This is a genomic window from Polymorphobacter sp., from assembly GCF_048007885.1.
GTDB lineage: Bacteria > Pseudomonadota > Alphaproteobacteria > Sphingomonadales > Sphingomonadaceae > Sandarakinorhabdus.
Genome location: NZ_CP180346.1, coordinates 569,420 through 585,489 on the forward strand (window position 1 = coordinate 569,420; position 16,070 = coordinate 585,489).

The following is a 16,070-nucleotide window of genomic DNA, read 5'->3' on the forward strand; positions in this document are numbered from 1 at the left end:
CTAGCGCTTTCGCTCGATCAGCTCGGCCGCCAGCCATGACAAGCTGTGCAAGGCCAACGTCAGCACGCCTTGTGCCGCCATCAAGGCAGCGACTGCCGGGGCGGATTCGCTGGCAAGGCTGACGGCAAGGGCGGCGAACAGCAGCTGCTTGTTGGGCAGCGGCAGCCGCGCGATGACCAGCCGCATCGCGCCGAGCAGCAGCCAGGCGGAGAGGCCGACCATGGGCAGGGCGGCGACCCAGCTGACCAGCAGCAGCGCGTGGGAGGTGGCGACGCGGCCCATATGGAGCGCGAAGCTGCGGGTGTTGGCCGGGCGCTCAAGGCTGAACAGCCGGCCGCGATTGAACAGGATGACGATGTTGAGGGCGATGAGCGCGGCAAAGCCGAGCGCGCCGCGCTGGAGCAGCGCCGGGTCGAGCGCGGTGCCGAGCGCATCGGCGGCGCCCATGGCCAGTGCTGCGAGCAGCATGGCGAACGTGAACAGATTGCCGGCCAGCCCCGAGGTGATGGCGACATCCTTGACATCAGCAAAGATGCTGACGCCGGGCGCGATGCCGGGGCCTTGGCCGCGGCCGGCGATGCGCGGCGGATTCTCGGGATTGAAGGGGATGCCGCTGCGCTGCGCGCCCCAGGCCAGAAGCCAGCCTTCGCCGGCATAGGCGAACAGGGTTTCGTTGAGTGCATGCTTGCGCAGGAAGACGCTGATTTCGCTCAGGCGCAGTTGCCACCAGCGGTGGAAGATCAGCCAGTCAAAGACCGGCTGGGCGAGATATTGGCCGATGAAGGCGAGCCAGAAGACCGTGGCGGCGAGCGGCGCACTGGGCAGCACGGCGATGAGGCTGGGCCAGCCGACCTGGGCGATGGCGCGCAGCAGCAGGCTGAGGATGAACAGCGAAAGGATGACGCTGATGACTTGCCCGGTGCGGCGTCCGGCCGGGGTGGTGGTCCAGCTGCGCGCGGCTTCCAGCCGCTGCCATAGCGTCATGCGAGATGCGCGATGGGACCGCGGGCAAAGGCCTCGCGGTCGATGGCATAGGTGACGTGCGGCGCGGGCAGCAGGTCGGTGCGCGGCGTGAGCACGGCGCCGATCTTCTCGACGGCGCGGCGCGAGCGGTGGTTGTTTTCGCCGATGATGAAGATGACGCGCGCAAAATGGGGCAGGGCATGGGCCAGCATCAGCGCTTTCATCGCGGGGTTGGTGAGCGTGCCCCAATGGCTGCGGGCGAGGAAGGTCCAGCCGATCTCGATTTCGTCCGGGCCCGCGCGGCTGCTGTCGTAGCGCGACGAGCCGATTATCTGGCCGCTGGCCGGGTCTTCGGCGACGAGCGCGCCGCCGCTGGCGAGGCCGTCATCGAAGAAACGGTCGAACACCGGGCGCTGCCAGCGGTCAGAATAGGGGTGTTGTTCCCAGATCAGCGGGTCGGCGGCGACCTTGTGGAGCGCGTCACGGTCGGCGGCCACCATGGGGCGCAGGCGGACATGGGCGTTGGCAAGCGTTGGCTGACGGTTCATGCCGCCATCCAGCGGGCGAGGTCGGCGCGGGCACGAGCGACGAGCATCGGCTTGCGCTGGTCTTTCGTGGCGGGGGCGGGCGACAGCGGCGGGAACAGGCCGAAATTGACGTTCATCGGCTGGAAGCCGCGCGCGTCGGCACCGCCGGTGATATGCGCGAGCAGCGCGCCCATCGCCGTGGTGTCGGGCGGCGGCACCGGCTGGCTGCCCAATCGCTCGGCGGCGGCGAAGCGGGCGGCGACGAGCCCGATGGCGGCCGATTCGACATAGCCTTCGCACCCGGTGATCTGGCCGGCGAAGCGCAGCCGGGGGTCGGCCTTCAGGCGCAGCGTGGCATCGAGCAGGACCGGCGACTTGATGAAGGTGTTGCGGTGCAGCCCGCCCAGCCGCGCGAACTGGGCGTTTTCGAGGCCCGGAATCATGCGAAAGACGCGCACCTGCTCGGCGTGCTTCATCTTGGTCTGGAAGCCGACCATGTTCCAGAGCGTGCCCAGCGCATTGTCCTGCCGAAGCTGGACGACGGCGAAGGCGCGCCGCCCGGTGGCCGGGTTGGTGAGGCCGACGGGCTTCATCGGGCCGAAGCGCGGGGTGTTGCGGCCGCGCTCGGCCATCACCTCGATGGGCATGCAGCCGTCGAAATAGGGGGTATCGGCTTCCCAATCCTTGAAGCTGGTTTTTTCAGCCGCGAGCATGGCGTCGATGAAGGCGTTGTATTGGTCGCGGTCCATCGGGCAGTTGAGATAGTCTTTGGTGTCGCCATGCTCGTTGGGCCGGTCCCAGCGGGACTGCGCCCAGACGATGTCGAGATTGATCGACTCGTGGTGGATGACCGGCGCGATGGCATCGAAGAAGGCGAGGCTGTCCTGGCCGGTGAGGCGCTGGATGGCTTCGGCCAGCGGTGTGGCGGTAAGCGGGCCGGTGGCGATGATGACATTGTCCCAGTCAGCCGGGGGCAGGCCGTCGATGAGCTCGCGCACGATGGTGACATGGGGGTGGGCTTCGAGGGCTGAGGTGACATGGCCGGCGAAAATGTCCCGGTCGACGGCCAGCGCCGAGCCGGCGGGCACGCGCGCCTTGTCGGCCGCGGCCATGATGAGACTGCCGAGCGCGCGCATTTCGGCGTGGAGCAGGCCGACGGCATTGTTGTCAGGGTCATCCGAGCGGAAGCTGTTGGAGCAGACCAGTTCGGCGAGTCTGTCCGTGGCATGGGCGGCGGTGGGATGGACCCCGCGCATTTCGTGCAGAATGACGGGGACATGGGCGTTGGCGAGTTGCCAGGCGGCTTCGGAGCCGGCAAGGCCCCCGCCGATGATGTGAACGGGCTTGGTCATGCGCTGTGCATGGCGCGACCTGCCAATGTTCGCAAGTGCGGCGAAAGCTGGCTTCCCACGCGTGGGATGGCTCGTTATAGCGTGGCCCCACGATAGGTCGGCCGGTGTTTCGGGGTCGGCAGTGTGTGGGAACAGCAATGCCAAAGCTCACCGTGGACGGAATCGAGGTGGAGGTGCCAGCCGGTGCCACGGTTCTGCAGGCGTGTGAGGCGGCAGGCGCGGAGATTCCCCGCTTTTGCTATCATGAGCGCCTCAGCATCGCCGGCAACTGCCGCATGTGTCTGGTCGAGATGGAAAAGGCGCCCAAGCCGGTGGCCAGCTGCGCCATGCCGGCGGCCGACGGGCAGGTGGTGTTGACCCGCAGCGCCAAGGTGAAGCGGGCGCGCGAAGGGGTGATGGAGTTTTTGCTCATCAATCATCCGCTCGATTGCCCGATCTGCGACCAGGGCGGTGAATGCGACCTGCAGGACCAGGCGCTGGCCTATGGCCGGGGCGGCTCGCGCTACGAGGAAAACAAGCGCGCGGTGACCGAGAAATATATGGGGCCGCTGGTCAAGACGATCATGACGCGCTGCATCCATTGCACGCGCTGCGTGCGCTTTGCCGAGGAAGTGTCGGGCGTCGAGGAGATTGGCGCGGTTGGGCGCGGCGAGAATATGGAGATCACTTCCTATCTCGAGCGCGCGGTGACGAGCGAGGTGTCGGGCAACATTATCGATCTCTGCCCGGTGGGGGCGCTGACATCGAAGCCCTATGCCTTTCAGGCGCGGCCCTGGGAGCTGAAGAAGACCGACGGCATCGATGTGATGGATGCGGTGGGCGCGAACATCGTTATTGGTTCGCGCGGCCCGGCGGTGCTGCGGGTGACGCCGCGCATCAATGATGATGTGAATGAAGAGTGGCTGGCCGACAAGAGCCGCTTTGCCCATGACGGGCTGCGCGAGCAGCGGCTGGACAGCCCCTGGGTGCGCAAGGGCGGCAAGCTGGTGCGCGCGAGCTGGGCGGAGGCATTTGCCGCGGTGAAGGCCGGGCTTGAAGGTGTTTCGGGCGGCCAGATTGCCGGCATTGTCGGTGATCTGTGCGCGGTTGAGGATATGGTGGCGCTGAAGGACCTTTTGGGCACGCTCGGCAGCGACCGGATCGAATGCCGGCAGGACGGGGCGCTGATCGAGGCGGGCACGCGCGGGGACTATCTGCTGGGCAGCGGGCTGGCCGGGCTGGAGACGGCCGATGTCGTGCTGCTGGTGGGCGCCGATCCCAAGCGCGAGGCGCCGCTGGCCAATGTGCGGCTGCGCAAGGCGGTGACGCGGGGCGGGGCCAAGGTGTTTGCCATCGGGCCGCAGGTGCCGCTGAGCTATGGGGCCGAATGGCTGGGCGACGAGGCCGGGCTGCTGACCAAGCTGCCCAAGGCGGTGATGGACGCGCTGAAGGGCGCCGAGCGGCCGGCGATCGTGCTGGGCATGGGCGGGTTGCGGGTGCCCGGTGTGTGGGCGGCGGCACGGGTGCTGGCGCACAAGGTGAAGCTGGTCCGCGAGGGCTGGAACGGCTGGAACCTGCTGCACACGGCGGCGGCGCGCGTGGGCGGGCTTGATCTGGGGCTGGTGAGCGAAGGCGGCGTCGAGGCGATTCTGGCGGACCGGGCGCTGAAGGCGGTGTTTCTGCTGGGTGTGGACGAGATGGATACGGCGCGGCTCGCTGATGTGTTCACCGTCTATGTCGGCACGCACGGCGATGCCGGCGTGCGCCATGCCGATGTGATCTTGCCCGGCGCGGCCTATACCGAGAAGCCCGGCACCTGGGTGAACATGGAAGGCCGGGTGCAGCGCGGGCTTCGTGCGGTGTTCCCGCCCGGTGATGCGCGCGAGGACTGGACGATCTTCCGGGCGCTGAGCGCGGTGTTGGGGGCAGCGCTGCCCTATGATGATCTGGGGTCGCTCAGGGCGCGGACCGCGATCGAGTGGCCGCATCTGGGCGCGGTGGGTGAACGGCCGGCCGATGTGCCGGCCTTTGCGCCGCAGAAGGTGGGGGCGCCGGTGGTGCCGCCGTCTGGCCCGCTGCCGCTGGCGATGAGCGATTATTATCTGAGCAACCCGGTGGCGCGCGCCAGCGAGACGATGGCCGAATGTGTGGCGCAGATCGTCAATGCCGCAGCGCCTGTGCGGGAGGCGGCGGAATGACCTTCACCGGCTGGTTTCAGGGGCAATTGGGGGAGGGGCCGGGCTGGTTTCTCGCCAATCTCGTCCTGATATTGGCGATTGTGCTGCCGGTCATGCTGGGCGTGGCGATGGCGGTCTACGCCGACCGCAAGATCTGGGCGGCGATGCAGATGCGGCGCGGGCCGAATGTGGTCGGTCCCTTCGGTCTGTTCCAGACCTTTGCCGATGCGGCCAAGCTGTTTTTGAAGGAGACGATCATTCCCGCAGGCGCGAGCCGGGCGGTGTTTCTGCTGGCGCCGATGATCTCCTTTGTGCTGGCGCTGGCGATCTGGGCGGTGATGCCGTTTGATGCCGGGCTGGTGCTGGCCGATCTCAATGTCGGCATTCTCTATGTCTTCGCCGTCTCTTCGATGGGTGTTTACGGCATCATCATGTCGGGCTGGGCGTCCAACTCCAAATATCCGTTTCTGGGCGGGCTGCGCTCGGCGGCGCAGATGGTGTCTTATGAAGTGTCGATGGGGTTCATCCTGGTGGCGGTGATGATGTATGCCCAGTCGCTCAACCTGTCGGACATCGTGATGAGCCAGAAGGGCAACATCTTCGGTGTCTTGAACGGCAACATCTTCAATCCGCTGCTGTTTCCGCTGGCCATCATGTTCTTCATCGTGGCGCTGGCCGAGACCAACCGGCCGCCGTTCGACCTGCCCGAGGCCGAGGCCGAGCTGGTGGCCGGCTATCAGGTCGAATATTCCTCGATGAGCTTCGCGCTCTTCTTCCTCGGCGAATATGCCAACATTCTGTTCATGTGCGCGCTGATCCCGGTGTTGTTCCTCGGCGGATGGTTGCCGCCGCTTGACTGGGGCCCGCTCTATCTGGTGCCGGGCTTTGTCTGGATGCTGGCCAAGATGGCGGTGATGTTCTTCTGCTTTGCCTGGGTGAAGGCGAGCGTGCCGCGCTACCGCTATGACCAGCTGATGCGGCTGGGCTGGAAGGTGTTTCTGCCGCTGTCGCTGGCCTTTGTGGTGGTGGTGTCGGGCTGGCTGGTGTTCAGCGGGCATTTTGACGTGTTGCCGGAGCGGATGCTGTGAGTGCTGTTTTCAACGCTGCCAAATCGCTGCTGCTGCTTGAGTTCATTTCAGGCATGGGGCTGACGCTCAAATATTTCTTCCGGCCCAAGGCGACGCTCAATTATCCGTTCGAGAAGGGTCCGATTTCTCCGCGCTTCCGCGGCGAACATGCACTGCGGCGCTATCCCAATGGCGAGGAGCGGTGCATTGCCTGCAAGCTGTGCGAGGCAGTGTGTCCGGCGCAGGCGATCACCATCGAGGCCGAGCCGCGCGAGGACGGGAGCCGGCGCACGACGCGTTACGACATCGACATGACCAAGTGCATCTATTGCGGGCTGTGTCAGGAAGCCTGCCCGGTGGACGCGATTGTCGAGGGGCCGAACTTCGAGTTCTCGACCGAGACGCGCGAGGAGCTGATCTACGACAAGGACAAGCTGCTTGCGAACGGCGAGAAATGGGAGCGGGCGATTGCCGCCAACCTTGCGGCGGATGCCCGGTGGCGGTAACAGCCGCCCCAACTCCTGCGGCGACTGGCGCGCGGGGCAAGGCGCGCCGCGCGGTCGGCGCGGGTGAGTTGTGACGGGCGCTGTGACCACTGCGGTTTTCTCCTTCTATCTGTTCGCCGTGGTGCTGATCACCTCGGCGGTGCTGGTCATATTGTCGAAGAACCCGGTGCATTCGGTGCTCTGGCTGATCGTCTCCTTTTTCAATGCGGGCGGGCTGTTCATTCTGCTCGGCGCCGAGTTTCTGGCGATGCTGCTGATCATTGTTTATGTCGGCGCGGTTGCTGTGCTGTTCCTTTTCGTGGTGATGATGCTCGACATCGATTTCGCCACGCTGAGGAAAGGTTTCCTGAAGAATCTGCCGCTGGGGCTGGCGGTGTCAGTGGTGATTCTGGCCGAGATGTTGCTGGCGCTGGGCAGCTGGCAGCCGGCCAGCAATGTGGCGATGCGGGCGACGCCGGGCGGCCCGCCCGAGGGCATGAGCAACACCCAGTGGATCGGCTCGGCGCTTTATACCGATTACATCTTCGCCTTTCAGGCGGCCGGGCTGGTGCTGCTGGTGGCGATGATCGGCGCGATCGTGCTGACGCATCGCACCCGCGAGGGCGTGCGGCGGCAGAATATCGGCGCGCAGGTGGCGCGGACGCCGGCGATGGCGACGCGCAAGACGCAGCCGGCGCTGGGTGCGGGCGTGGACCTGAAGGGGATCGACAAGTGATCGGCCTTTCGCACTATCTGACCGTGTCGGCCGCCGTCTTCGTGCTCGGGGTGCTGGGGATTTTCCTCAACCGCAAGAATGTCATCATCATCCTGATGTCGATCGAGCTGATCCTCTTGTCGGTGAACATCAATTTCGTCGCCTTTGCAGCGCATCTGGGGCAGGTGCATGGGCAGATTTTCGCGATGTTCGTGCTCACCGTGGCGGCGGGCGAGGCGGCCATCGGGCTGGCCATTCTGGTCATTTATTTCCGCAATCGTGGCAGCATCGCGGTTGATGATGCAACGGTTTTGAAGGGCTGAGCGCGGCGTGATCCAGCTTCTGGTGTTCCTGCCGCTGCTGTCGGCGCTTGTCGCCGGGCTCGGCGGCCGCGTGATCGGCGCGCGCGCGGCCAAGCTGGTGACGACCGGCGGGCTGTTTGTCTCGGCGCTGCTGTCGTGGGTTATCTTCATCGGCTTCTGGCAGGGCGATGCGGTGCCTTCGACGGTGGTGGTGCTGGAGTGGATGCAGTCTGGCGCGCTTGAGGTCGATTGGGCGCTGAAGCTCGACATGCTGACGGCGGTGATGCTGGTGGTGGTGACCAGCGTGTCGGCGCTCGTGCACCTCTACAGCTGGGGCTATATGGAGGAGGACCCGTCGCAGAGCCGCTTCTTCGCCTATCTGTCGCTGTTCACCTTCGCCATGCTGATGCTGGTGACCGCCGATAATCTGGTGCAGATGTTCTTTGGCTGGGAGGGCGTGGGGCTGGCGTCTTATCTGTTGATCGGCTTCTGGTATCACAAGCCGAGCGCCAATGCGGCGGCGATCAAGGCGTTCGTGGTCAACCGGGTGGGGGATTTCGGCTTTTCGCTCGGCATTTTCGCGACCTTCCTGGTGTTCGGCACTGTCTCCATCGATGCCATCAACATCGCCGTGCCGATGGTGGCGGGCTCGACCTTCTCCTTCCTCGGCGCACAGGTGGATGTGATGACCTGCCTGTGCCTGCTGCTCTTCGTGGGCGCGATGGGCAAGTCGGCGCAGCTGGGCCTTCATACCTGGCTGCCGGATGCGATGGAGGGGCCGACGCCGGTGTCTGCGCTCATCCATGCCGCAACCATGGTGACGGCGGGCGTGTTCATGGTCTGCCGCCTGTCACCGATGTTCGAAGCGAGTGCGACCGCACTTGCGGTGGTGACCTATGTGGGGGCGGCGACTGCGCTGTTCGCGGCCTCGGTGGCGCTGGTGCAGACCGATATCAAACGGGTGATTGCCTATTCCACCTGCTCGCAGCTTGGCTATATGTTTTTTGCTGCCGGCTCAGGGGCTTATGGGGCAGCGATGTTCCATCTCTTCACCCATGCCTTTTTCAAGGCGCTGCTGTTTCTGGGGGCTGGCTCGGTTATTCATGCCATGCACCATGAGCAGGACATGCGCTATTATGGCGGCCTGCGCAAAGCGATCCCGCTGACCTTTGCGATGATGACCATCGGCACGCTGGCGCTGACCGGCTTCTTCTTCACCGCCGGCTATTATTCCAAGGATGCGATTCTGGAGGCCGCCTATGCCAGCGGCACGGAGGCCGGGCAGACGGCGTTCTTCGTGGGCGCGCTGGTGGCGCTGATGACCAGCTTCTATTCATGGCGGCTGGTGTTCCTGACCTTTTTCGGCACGCCGCGCTGGGGGATGAGCGAGCATATCACCCATGGCCACCCGAAGCCGGGCGACCCAACGGGCGGCTATCACCCGCATGAAAGCCCCTGGACGATGACGGCGCCGCTGGTGGTGCTGGCGGTGGGAGCGCTGCTGGCTGGTCTTGTGTTTCATGACGGCTTTGTCGGCGAGGAGGGCGGCGTGGCCTTCTGGAGCCAGTCGATCGCCTTTGACGTGGGGCTGATGGAGGCGCTGCATCATGTGCCGGCCTGCGTTGTTCTGGCGCCGAGCATCGCCTTTTTCCTGGGCCTAGGCGGGGCTTGGCTGGCTTATGTGAAGCAGCCCGGCCTGCCGGCGGCGGTGGCGGGCGCGGTGCCGGTGCTTTACCGCTTCCTTTGCGAGAAATGGTATTTCGACAAGATCTACAACGTGTTGTTCGTGCAGCCAGCGCAGGCGCTGGGCCGGTTCTTCTGGGTGCGCGGGGACCAGAAGACGATTGACGCGCTCGGCCCGGACGGGGCGGCGGCGGTGGTGGCCGGCAGCGCGCTGGCGGCGCGGCGGTTCCAGTCGGGCCAGCTCTATGCCTATGCGCTGGTGATGCTGATCGGGCTGGGGCTGGTGGCGGCATGGTTCGTGCCCGAAGCGCTTGTGGGCGGAATCCGGTGATGGCGGGCTCGTTTCTCACCCTGATGATCGTGCTGCCGGTCCTAGCGGCGGCGGCACTGCTGGTGATGCCGGGGGATGAGGCGACGCGGGCATTTCGGGCGCGCTGGACCGCGCTTGGCACGACGCTGCTGCTGCTGGTGATGGGGGCCGCACTCTGGGCGGGCTATGAGACCAGCGCTGCGGGCTTCCAGTTTGTCGAGCGGTTGCAGCCGTTCGGGCCGTGGCTGGAATGGCATCTGGGCATTGACGGGATTTCGCTGATGCTGATCCTGCTCTCGGTGTTCCTGATGCCGCTGTGCATCCTGGCGGGCTGGGAGAGCGTGCAGACGCGCGTGCCTGAATATCTGGCGGCGTTTCTGGTGATGGAATCGCTGATGATCGGCACCTTTGCGGCGCGCGACATGCTGCTCTTCTACCTGTTTTTCGAAGCCGGGCTGATCCCGATGTTCCTGATCATCGGCATCTGGGGCGGGGCGCAGCGGATTTATGCCTCTTACAAATTCTTCCTCTACACGCTGCTCGGCTCGGTGCTGATGCTGGTGGGCATGCTCTGGATGGTGAATGAGGTGGGCTCTACCGATATCGGCGTGCTCTCAGCCTATGACTTTGATCCGCGCGCGCAATTCTGGTTGTTCCTCGCCTTTTTCGCCAGCTTTGCGGTGAAGATGCCGATGTGGCCGGTGCACACTTGGCTGCCTGATGCGCATGTGCAGGCGCCGACCGCTGGTTCGGTGATCCTCGCTGGCGTGCTGTTGAAGCTGGGCGGCTATGGCTTTGTGCGCTTTTCGCTGCCGATGTTCCCTGATGCGAGTGGCCAGCTGATCTGGCTAGTGTTTGCGCTGTCGATGGTGGCGGTGGTCTATACCTCGCTGGTGGCGCTGGTGCAGGCCGACATGAAGAAGCTGATCGCCTATTCGAGCGTTGCGCACATGGCCTTTGTCACCGCCGGGCTGTTTGCCCTCAATGAACAGGGCATCGAGGGCTCGCTGGTGATGATGCTGAGCCATGGGCTGGTTTCGGGCGCGCTGTTCCTGTGTGTGGGCGTGGTCTATGACCGGCTGCACACCCGCGAGATCGACCGCTATGGCGGGCTGGCCGACACCATGCCGCGCTATGCGGTGTTGCTGCTGTTCTTCACCATGGCGAGCGTCGGACTGCCGGCGACAAGCGGCTTTGTCGCGGAATTTCTGGTGTTGATCGGGCTTTACCAGACCAGCACCTGGGCGACGCTGGTGATGACCACGGGCATCATCCTGGGCGCGGCCTATATGCTGTGGCTCTACCGGCGGCTGGCCTATGGCCAGGCGGCGGGCGATGACACGCGAGCGATGCCCGATGTGAGCGCGCGGGAAGTGGCGATATTGGCGCCGCTGGTGGTCGCGGTGCTGTGGATGGGTATTTATCCGGGCAGTTTTCAGGCGCCGATGCGTCCCGCGGTGGCCGGCATCGTCGCCCGCCTGGACGGCGTGCAGCTGGCCACGCTTCCGACCGACATGACGATCATGCAGGGGAGCGCGCCGCAGACGGTGCCGGCCGGGCAGGCGGCGCGGCGGCTGGCGACGGTGGAGGCCGCACACTGATGCATCCCATTCTCGCCTCGACGCTGGTGGCGGCACCCGAGCTGGTGCTGATGGTCGGCAGCCTGTTTCTGCTGATGCTCGGCACCTTTGGCGGCGGCGCCAAGTCGCCCGACAACAGCCTGACATCGCGCGGGGTGACGCTGGCGGCGGTGATCATCATGGGCGTGGCGGGCTGGACGGTGTTGCAGGCCGAGCCGGGGCGGGTGGTAGCGTTCAGCGGGCTCTATGTGGCGGACGGCTTTTCGGCCTTTCTGAAGCTGCTCATCCTGGGCGCGGCGGCGGCGTCGATGGTGCTGGCGTTGCCATGGCTCGAACAGGCGAAGACGCTGCGCTTTGAATATCCGGTGCTGCTCAGCTTTGCTGCACTCGGCATGTGCGTGATGGTGAGCGCCGATGACATGCTGTCGCTCTATGTCGGCCTGGAGCTGCAATCGCTCGCGGCTTATGTGCTGGCGGCGTTCCACCGCGGCGAGGGGCGCTCGGCGGAGGCGGGGCTCAAATATTTCGTGCTCGGCGCGCTGGCCAGCGGCATCCTGCTTTATGGCATCACGCTCATCTATGGCTTTGCCGGCACGACCAATTTCGGCGGCATCGCGCTGGCGCTGGCCGATGGGTCGCGCTCGCTCGGGCTGGTATTCGGGCTGGTGTTCATCATCGCCGGGCTGGCCTTCAAGATTTCGGCGGTGCCGTTCCACATGTGGACGCCTGATGTTTATGAAGGCGCGCCCACGCCTGTGGCGGCGTTTTTCTCGGCCGCGCCCAAGGTGGCGGCCATCGGGCTGATGGTGCGGGTGCTGGTGACGGCCTTTGCGCCGGCGGTGTTTGATTGGCAGCAGATCGTCGCCTTCCTGAGCGTGGCTTCGATGGTGCTGGGCGCGGTGGCGGCGATTGCACAATCGAACGTCAAGCGGCTGCTGGCCTATTCCTCCATCGCCAATATCGGCTTTGCGCTCGTTGGGCTGACGGCAGCGACGCCGGCGGGGATCGAGGCGCTGCTTTTCTACATTGCGGTCTATGTGGCGATGACGCTGGGCACCTTCCTTGTGTTGATGCAGCTGCGCACCCGCGAGGGGCTTCCCATCGAGGCGATGGACGATCTCGCCGGCCTGTCGCGCTCGCAGCCGCGGCTCGCGCTGGCGATGGCGGTGTTCATGTTCAGCCTGGCGGGCATTCCGCCGCTGCTCGGCTTCTGGCCCAAGTTGGCGGTGTTTCAGGCGGTGATCGGCGCAGGCCTTGTCGAGCTGGCGGTGATCGGCTTTGTCGCCTCGGTGGTCGCGGCCTTTTATTATCTGCGGCTGGTCAAGGTGATGTATTTCGATGCCGACAAGGCGTCGCTGGTCAGCGACGGCAGCATCGCCAATGGCGCGCTGATCCTTGGGGCGGCGCTGTTCTGCTCGCCGCTCGGCATGCTGGCGATGGCGCCCATTGCTGCGGCCACGGGGCGCGCGGCTGCGAGCCTGTTCGGGCTTGGCTGAGCCGGGCCTTACCCATCTCGCCGAGGTGGGCTCGACCAACGACTGGTTGCTGGCGCGCGCTGATGCGCTCGAGGATGGCCATTGGGTGCGCGCTGACCGGCAGACGGCGGGGCGCGGGCGACGCGGCCGGGCCTGGCATGACGGGGCCGGCAATCTGATGACCAGTGTGCTGGTGCGCGCGCATGGCGCGGTGCAGCAGTTTTCCTTCATTGCGGCAGTGGCGCTGCGCGAGGCTGTTATGGAAGCCTGCGGCGCGGCGACGGTGCTGAAATGGCCCAATGACCTGCTGCTGGACGGCGCCAAGGTGAGCGGCATTTTGCTTGAGCGCACGGGCATGGCGCTGGTGGTGGGCATCGGCGTCAATGTCGTCTCGGCGCCCGGCGCGGTGGACCGGCCGGCGGTGGCGGTTGGCGGCGATGTCGGGGTGCTTTTCGAGGCGCTGAGGGCGCGCTTTTCCTTTTGGCGGGCGCGCTGGGAGGCGGAAGGTTTCGCGCCGGTGCGCGCGGCCTGGCTGGCGGGGGCGACCGGGCTGGGCTGGCAGATCGAGGCGCGGCTGGGGCATGAGACGCTGAGCGGGCGCTTCGAGGGGCTGGACGATGATGGCGCGCTGCTGCTGGGCTTGGCGGACGGGACGGTTCGCGCCATTCATGCGGGCGAGGTGTTTGCGCTGGGCGAGTGGAGGGGCTGATGCTGCTGGCAATCGATGTGGGCAACACCAATATCGTCTTTGCGATCTGCGAGGGCGAGGCCATTCGCTGGCGCTGGCGGATTTCGACCGATGGCCAGCGCACGGCGGATGAATATGCCGTCTGGCTGCACCAGCTGATGGCGCTGGAAGGGGTGCCGCACGGCGTGATCGATGCCGCGATCATCGCCACTGTGGTGCCGCCGACGCTGTTCAACCTGCAGCGGCTGTGCCGGAAATATTTCGAGGTCGAGCCGCTGGTGGTCGCCATTGGCGCCGCCCGGCTCGGCTTGCGCATCGCCATCGACAATCCGGCCGAAGTCGGCGCCGACCGTCTGGTGAATGCGATTGCGGCGCATCATGCCCATGCCGGCAATCTGGTGGTCGTCGATTTCGGCACGGCGACGACCTTTGACGTGGTCGCCGGCGACGGGGCCTATCTGGGCGGGGTGATTGCGCCGGGGATCAATCTCTCAATGGACGCGCTCTATCAGGCGGCGGCCAAGCTGCCGCGCATCGCGGTGGAACCGCCGGCCGGCAATGCCGGGGTGATCGGCAAGAGCACGGTGCATGCCATGCAGTCCGGGGTGTTCTGGGGCTATGTGGGGTTGATCGACGGGCTGGTTCAGCGCATCAGGGACGAGATTGCTGGTCCGGTGACGGTGATTGCGACCGGCGGACTTGCCACATTGTTCAACCGGCATAGCGCGTCCATCGACTTGGTGGACGGTGACCTGACGATTCGCGGGCTGATCCGCATCCATGGCCTCAATGAAAAGAAGACGGAATGAAACCTGGCAATGAACTGATCTTCCTGCCGCTTGGTGGCAGCGGCGAAATCGGCATGAACGTCAATCTCTATGGCTGCAACGGCAAATGGGTGATGGTCGATCTTGGCATGACCTTCGCCGACCCGAGCTATCCGGGTGTCGAGCTGGTGCTGCCTGATCTGGCCTTCATCGAGGAGCGGCGCCGCGATCTGCTCGGCATCGTGCTGACGCACGGTCATGAGGACCATATCGGCGCCATTCCCTATCTGGCGGCCGATCTTGGCGTGCCGCTTTATGCGACGCCCTTTACCGCCGGGCTGATTGCCAAGAAGCTGAAGGAAGAGGGCATCGAGCGCGAGGTCGAGCTCAATATCGTGCCGATGGGCGGCAGCCTGCAGCTGGGGCCGTTCGGCTTCCGCTATGTGGCGGTGGCGCATTCGATCCTCGAGGGCAATGCGCTCATCATCGACACGCCTTATGGCCGGGTGTTTCATACCGGTGACTGGAAGCTGGACGATGGCCCGCTGCTCGGTACGCCGGCCAGCGCCGAGGAGCTGACCGCGATTGGCGATTCCGGCGTGCTGGCGATGGTCGGGGATTCGACCAATGTGTTCAACACCGAAGCCTCGGGCAGCGAGAGCGATGTGCGCGCCGGGCTGCTGCAGCTGATCAAGCCGCGGCGCAAGGGCCGGGTGGTGGTGACGACCTTTGCCTCCAACGCGGCGCGCATCGCCACGCTGGGCCATGTGGCGAAGGAGACTGGGCGGCATCTGGTGCTGGCCGGGCGCTCGATGGACCGGATTACCGAGGTTGCCAAGGCCACCGGCTATCTGAAGGACCTGCCGCCGGTGATCAGCTGGGACCAGGCCAGCGGCATGGCGCCCGAAAAGCTGCTGATCCTGTGCACCGGGGCGCAGGGCGAGCCAGCGGCGGCGCTGTCGCGCATTGCCGACGGCAGCCACCCCGCGCTGCGGCTCGAGCCGGGCGACATGGTTGTCTATTCCTCCAAGCAGATTCCCGGCAACGAGCTTTCGATTGGCCGGGTGCAGAACATGCTGGCGACGCGCGGTATCGAGGTGGTGACCGAGCGGCAGGCGCATGTTCATGTCTCGGGCCATCCGGGCCGGCCCGAGCTGGAAGCCATGTATGAGTGGATCCGGCCGGAAATCGCCATTCCCGTGCACGGCGAGCGCCGCCACATGGAGGAGCATGCCCGCTTCGCCCGCGAATGCGGGGTGAAGAAGACGATGGTGCCGATCAATGGCAGCGCCATTCGCCTGGCGCCGAACGGGCCGCACCTGCTGGGCCATGAAAAGGCCGGGCGGCTGGTGCTCGACGGCGATGTGATCCTGCCCGCCGATGGCGGCACCATGGCGGAGCGGCGGCGGCTGCTGGCCAATGGCCTGATGGCGGTGGCGGTGGCGGTGGACCGCGAGGGCCGGCTTGTCGGCCAGCCGGTGGTCAATGCGCAGGGCGTGCCGGTGGAAGCTGACAAGGAGGCCTTTCTGCAGGAATGTGCCGAGGCGGCGGCCAAGGCTGTCAGCGGCAGCGGCAGGGCCGCCCCCAGGGGCCGCAAGCCGAAGCCGGCGGAAGGCGGGGGTGGGGGCGGCGACCGGCTGGTGGATGACATTCGCGTCGCCGTGCGCCGGGTGGCGCGCGAATGGACGGGCAAGAAGCCGGTCACCGAAGTGCAGATCGTGCGGCTGGGCTAGGCCGTGCAGCCGGTTTCCGTTGCGGCAATCTACCTGCTGTTCTGGGTGCTGACGCTGTTTGCCGTGCTGCCCTTTGGCGTCAGGACCAGCGAGGAGGCGGGCGAGGACAAGGTCGAGGGGCAGGCGAACTCGGCGCCGGTCAACCCCCGCCTCGGGCGCAAGCTTATATGGACGACGGTCATATCAGCCGCGTTGTTCGGCCTGTTCTGGCTGAACTATGTTTATGAGTGGGTGCGCGTCGAGGATGTGCCCGGCTGGCGCTGAGCA

15 protein-coding genes are annotated in these 16,070 nt (G+C 65.7%); 12 read left to right on the plus strand and 3 right to left on the minus strand.

All coding sequences use genetic code 11. The features are described 5' to 3' along the window. The 3 genes from ACMVO5_RS02845 to trmFO are packed head-to-tail and all read right to left on the minus strand — an operon-like array spanning position 1 to position 2,842. On the minus strand, positions 1–984 hold the full coding sequence (locus ACMVO5_RS02845; RefSeq protein ID WP_416908571.1) for a hypothetical protein: 984 nt from the start codon (positions 982–984) through the stop codon (positions 1–3). Next, positions 981–1,511, minus strand: a complete 531-nt coding sequence (locus tag ACMVO5_RS02850) for a GNAT family N-acetyltransferase (RefSeq protein ID WP_416908572.1) — start codon at positions 1,509–1,511, stop codon at positions 981–983. Before ACMVO5_RS02850 ends, ACMVO5_RS02845 begins: the two co-directional genes overlap by 4 nt. After that, complete coding sequence (trmFO, locus tag ACMVO5_RS02855; protein WP_416908573.1) at positions 1,508–2,842, minus strand: methylenetetrahydrofolate--tRNA-(uracil(54)-C(5))-methyltransferase (FADH(2)-oxidizing) TrmFO; 1,335 nt, start codon at positions 2,840–2,842, stop codon at positions 1,508–1,510. The genes ACMVO5_RS02850 and trmFO overlap by 4 nt, the downstream gene beginning before the upstream one ends. 137 nt (positions 2,843–2,979) lie before the next feature. Between trmFO and nuoG the strand changes: the two genes are divergently transcribed. From nuoG to ACMVO5_RS02915, 12 genes are all read left to right on the plus strand, one after another. After that, positions 2,980–5,019: an NADH-quinone oxidoreductase subunit NuoG gene (nuoG, locus tag ACMVO5_RS02860; RefSeq protein WP_416908574.1), complete on the plus strand. Its 2,040-nt coding sequence runs from the start codon at positions 2,980–2,982 to the stop codon at positions 5,017–5,019. Next, positions 5,016–6,086, plus strand: a complete 1,071-nt coding sequence (gene nuoH / locus ACMVO5_RS02865; protein WP_416908575.1) for an NADH-quinone oxidoreductase subunit NuoH — start codon at positions 5,016–5,018, stop codon at positions 6,084–6,086. Before nuoG ends, nuoH begins: the two co-directional genes overlap by 4 nt. Before the next feature lie 53 nt (positions 6,087–6,139). Then, positions 6,140–6,571 carry an NADH-quinone oxidoreductase subunit NuoI gene (nuoI, locus tag ACMVO5_RS02870; protein ID WP_416909286.1) on the plus strand — a complete coding sequence of 144 codons (432 nt, stop codon included), beginning with the start codon at positions 6,140–6,142 and terminating at the stop codon, positions 6,569–6,571. Between the two features lie 82 nt (positions 6,572–6,653). Continuing rightward, positions 6,654–7,286, plus strand: coding sequence for an NADH-quinone oxidoreductase subunit J (locus ACMVO5_RS02875; RefSeq protein ID WP_416908576.1), 633 nt, complete (start codon positions 6,654–6,656; stop codon positions 7,284–7,286). After that, positions 7,283–7,588, plus strand: a complete 306-nt coding sequence (gene nuoK, locus ACMVO5_RS02880; protein ID WP_416908577.1) for an NADH-quinone oxidoreductase subunit NuoK — start codon at positions 7,283–7,285, stop codon at positions 7,586–7,588. The genes ACMVO5_RS02875 and nuoK overlap by 4 nt, the downstream gene beginning before the upstream one ends. A 7-nt stretch (positions 7,589–7,595) precedes the next feature. Continuing rightward, complete coding sequence (nuoL, locus tag ACMVO5_RS02885) at positions 7,596–9,581, plus strand: NADH-quinone oxidoreductase subunit L (protein WP_416908578.1); 1,986 nt, start codon at positions 7,596–7,598, stop codon at positions 9,579–9,581. Next, the gene (locus tag ACMVO5_RS02890) at positions 9,581–11,161 is read left to right on the plus strand and encodes an NADH-quinone oxidoreductase subunit M (RefSeq protein ID WP_416908579.1); all 1,581 of its coding nucleotides are present in this window, start codon (positions 9,581–9,583) and stop codon (positions 11,159–11,161) included. The genes nuoL and ACMVO5_RS02890 overlap by 1 nt, the downstream gene beginning before the upstream one ends. After that, a complete protein-coding gene (gene nuoN / locus ACMVO5_RS02895; RefSeq protein ID WP_416908580.1) occupies positions 11,161–12,636 on the plus strand; it encodes an NADH-quinone oxidoreductase subunit NuoN in 1,476 nt (491 codons plus the stop codon). The genes ACMVO5_RS02890 and nuoN overlap by 1 nt, the downstream gene beginning before the upstream one ends. Continuing rightward, positions 12,629–13,324: a biotin--[acetyl-CoA-carboxylase] ligase gene (locus ACMVO5_RS02900; protein WP_416908581.1), complete on the plus strand. Its 696-nt coding sequence runs from the start codon at positions 12,629–12,631 to the stop codon at positions 13,322–13,324. The genes nuoN and ACMVO5_RS02900 overlap by 8 nt, the downstream gene beginning before the upstream one ends. Then, complete coding sequence (locus tag ACMVO5_RS02905; RefSeq protein ID WP_416908582.1) at positions 13,324–14,112, plus strand: type III pantothenate kinase; 789 nt, start codon at positions 13,324–13,326, stop codon at positions 14,110–14,112. Before ACMVO5_RS02900 ends, ACMVO5_RS02905 begins: the two co-directional genes overlap by 1 nt. Beyond that, on the plus strand, positions 14,109–15,803 hold the full coding sequence (locus tag ACMVO5_RS02910; RefSeq protein ID WP_416908583.1) for a ribonuclease J: 1,695 nt from the start codon (positions 14,109–14,111) through the stop codon (positions 15,801–15,803). Before ACMVO5_RS02905 ends, ACMVO5_RS02910 begins: the two co-directional genes overlap by 4 nt. Positions 15,804–15,806: 3 nt before the next feature. Next, positions 15,807–16,067: a DUF1467 family protein gene (locus ACMVO5_RS02915; protein WP_416908584.1), complete on the plus strand. Its 261-nt coding sequence runs from the start codon at positions 15,807–15,809 to the stop codon at positions 16,065–16,067. Positions 16,068–16,070: the final 3 nt, after the last annotated feature.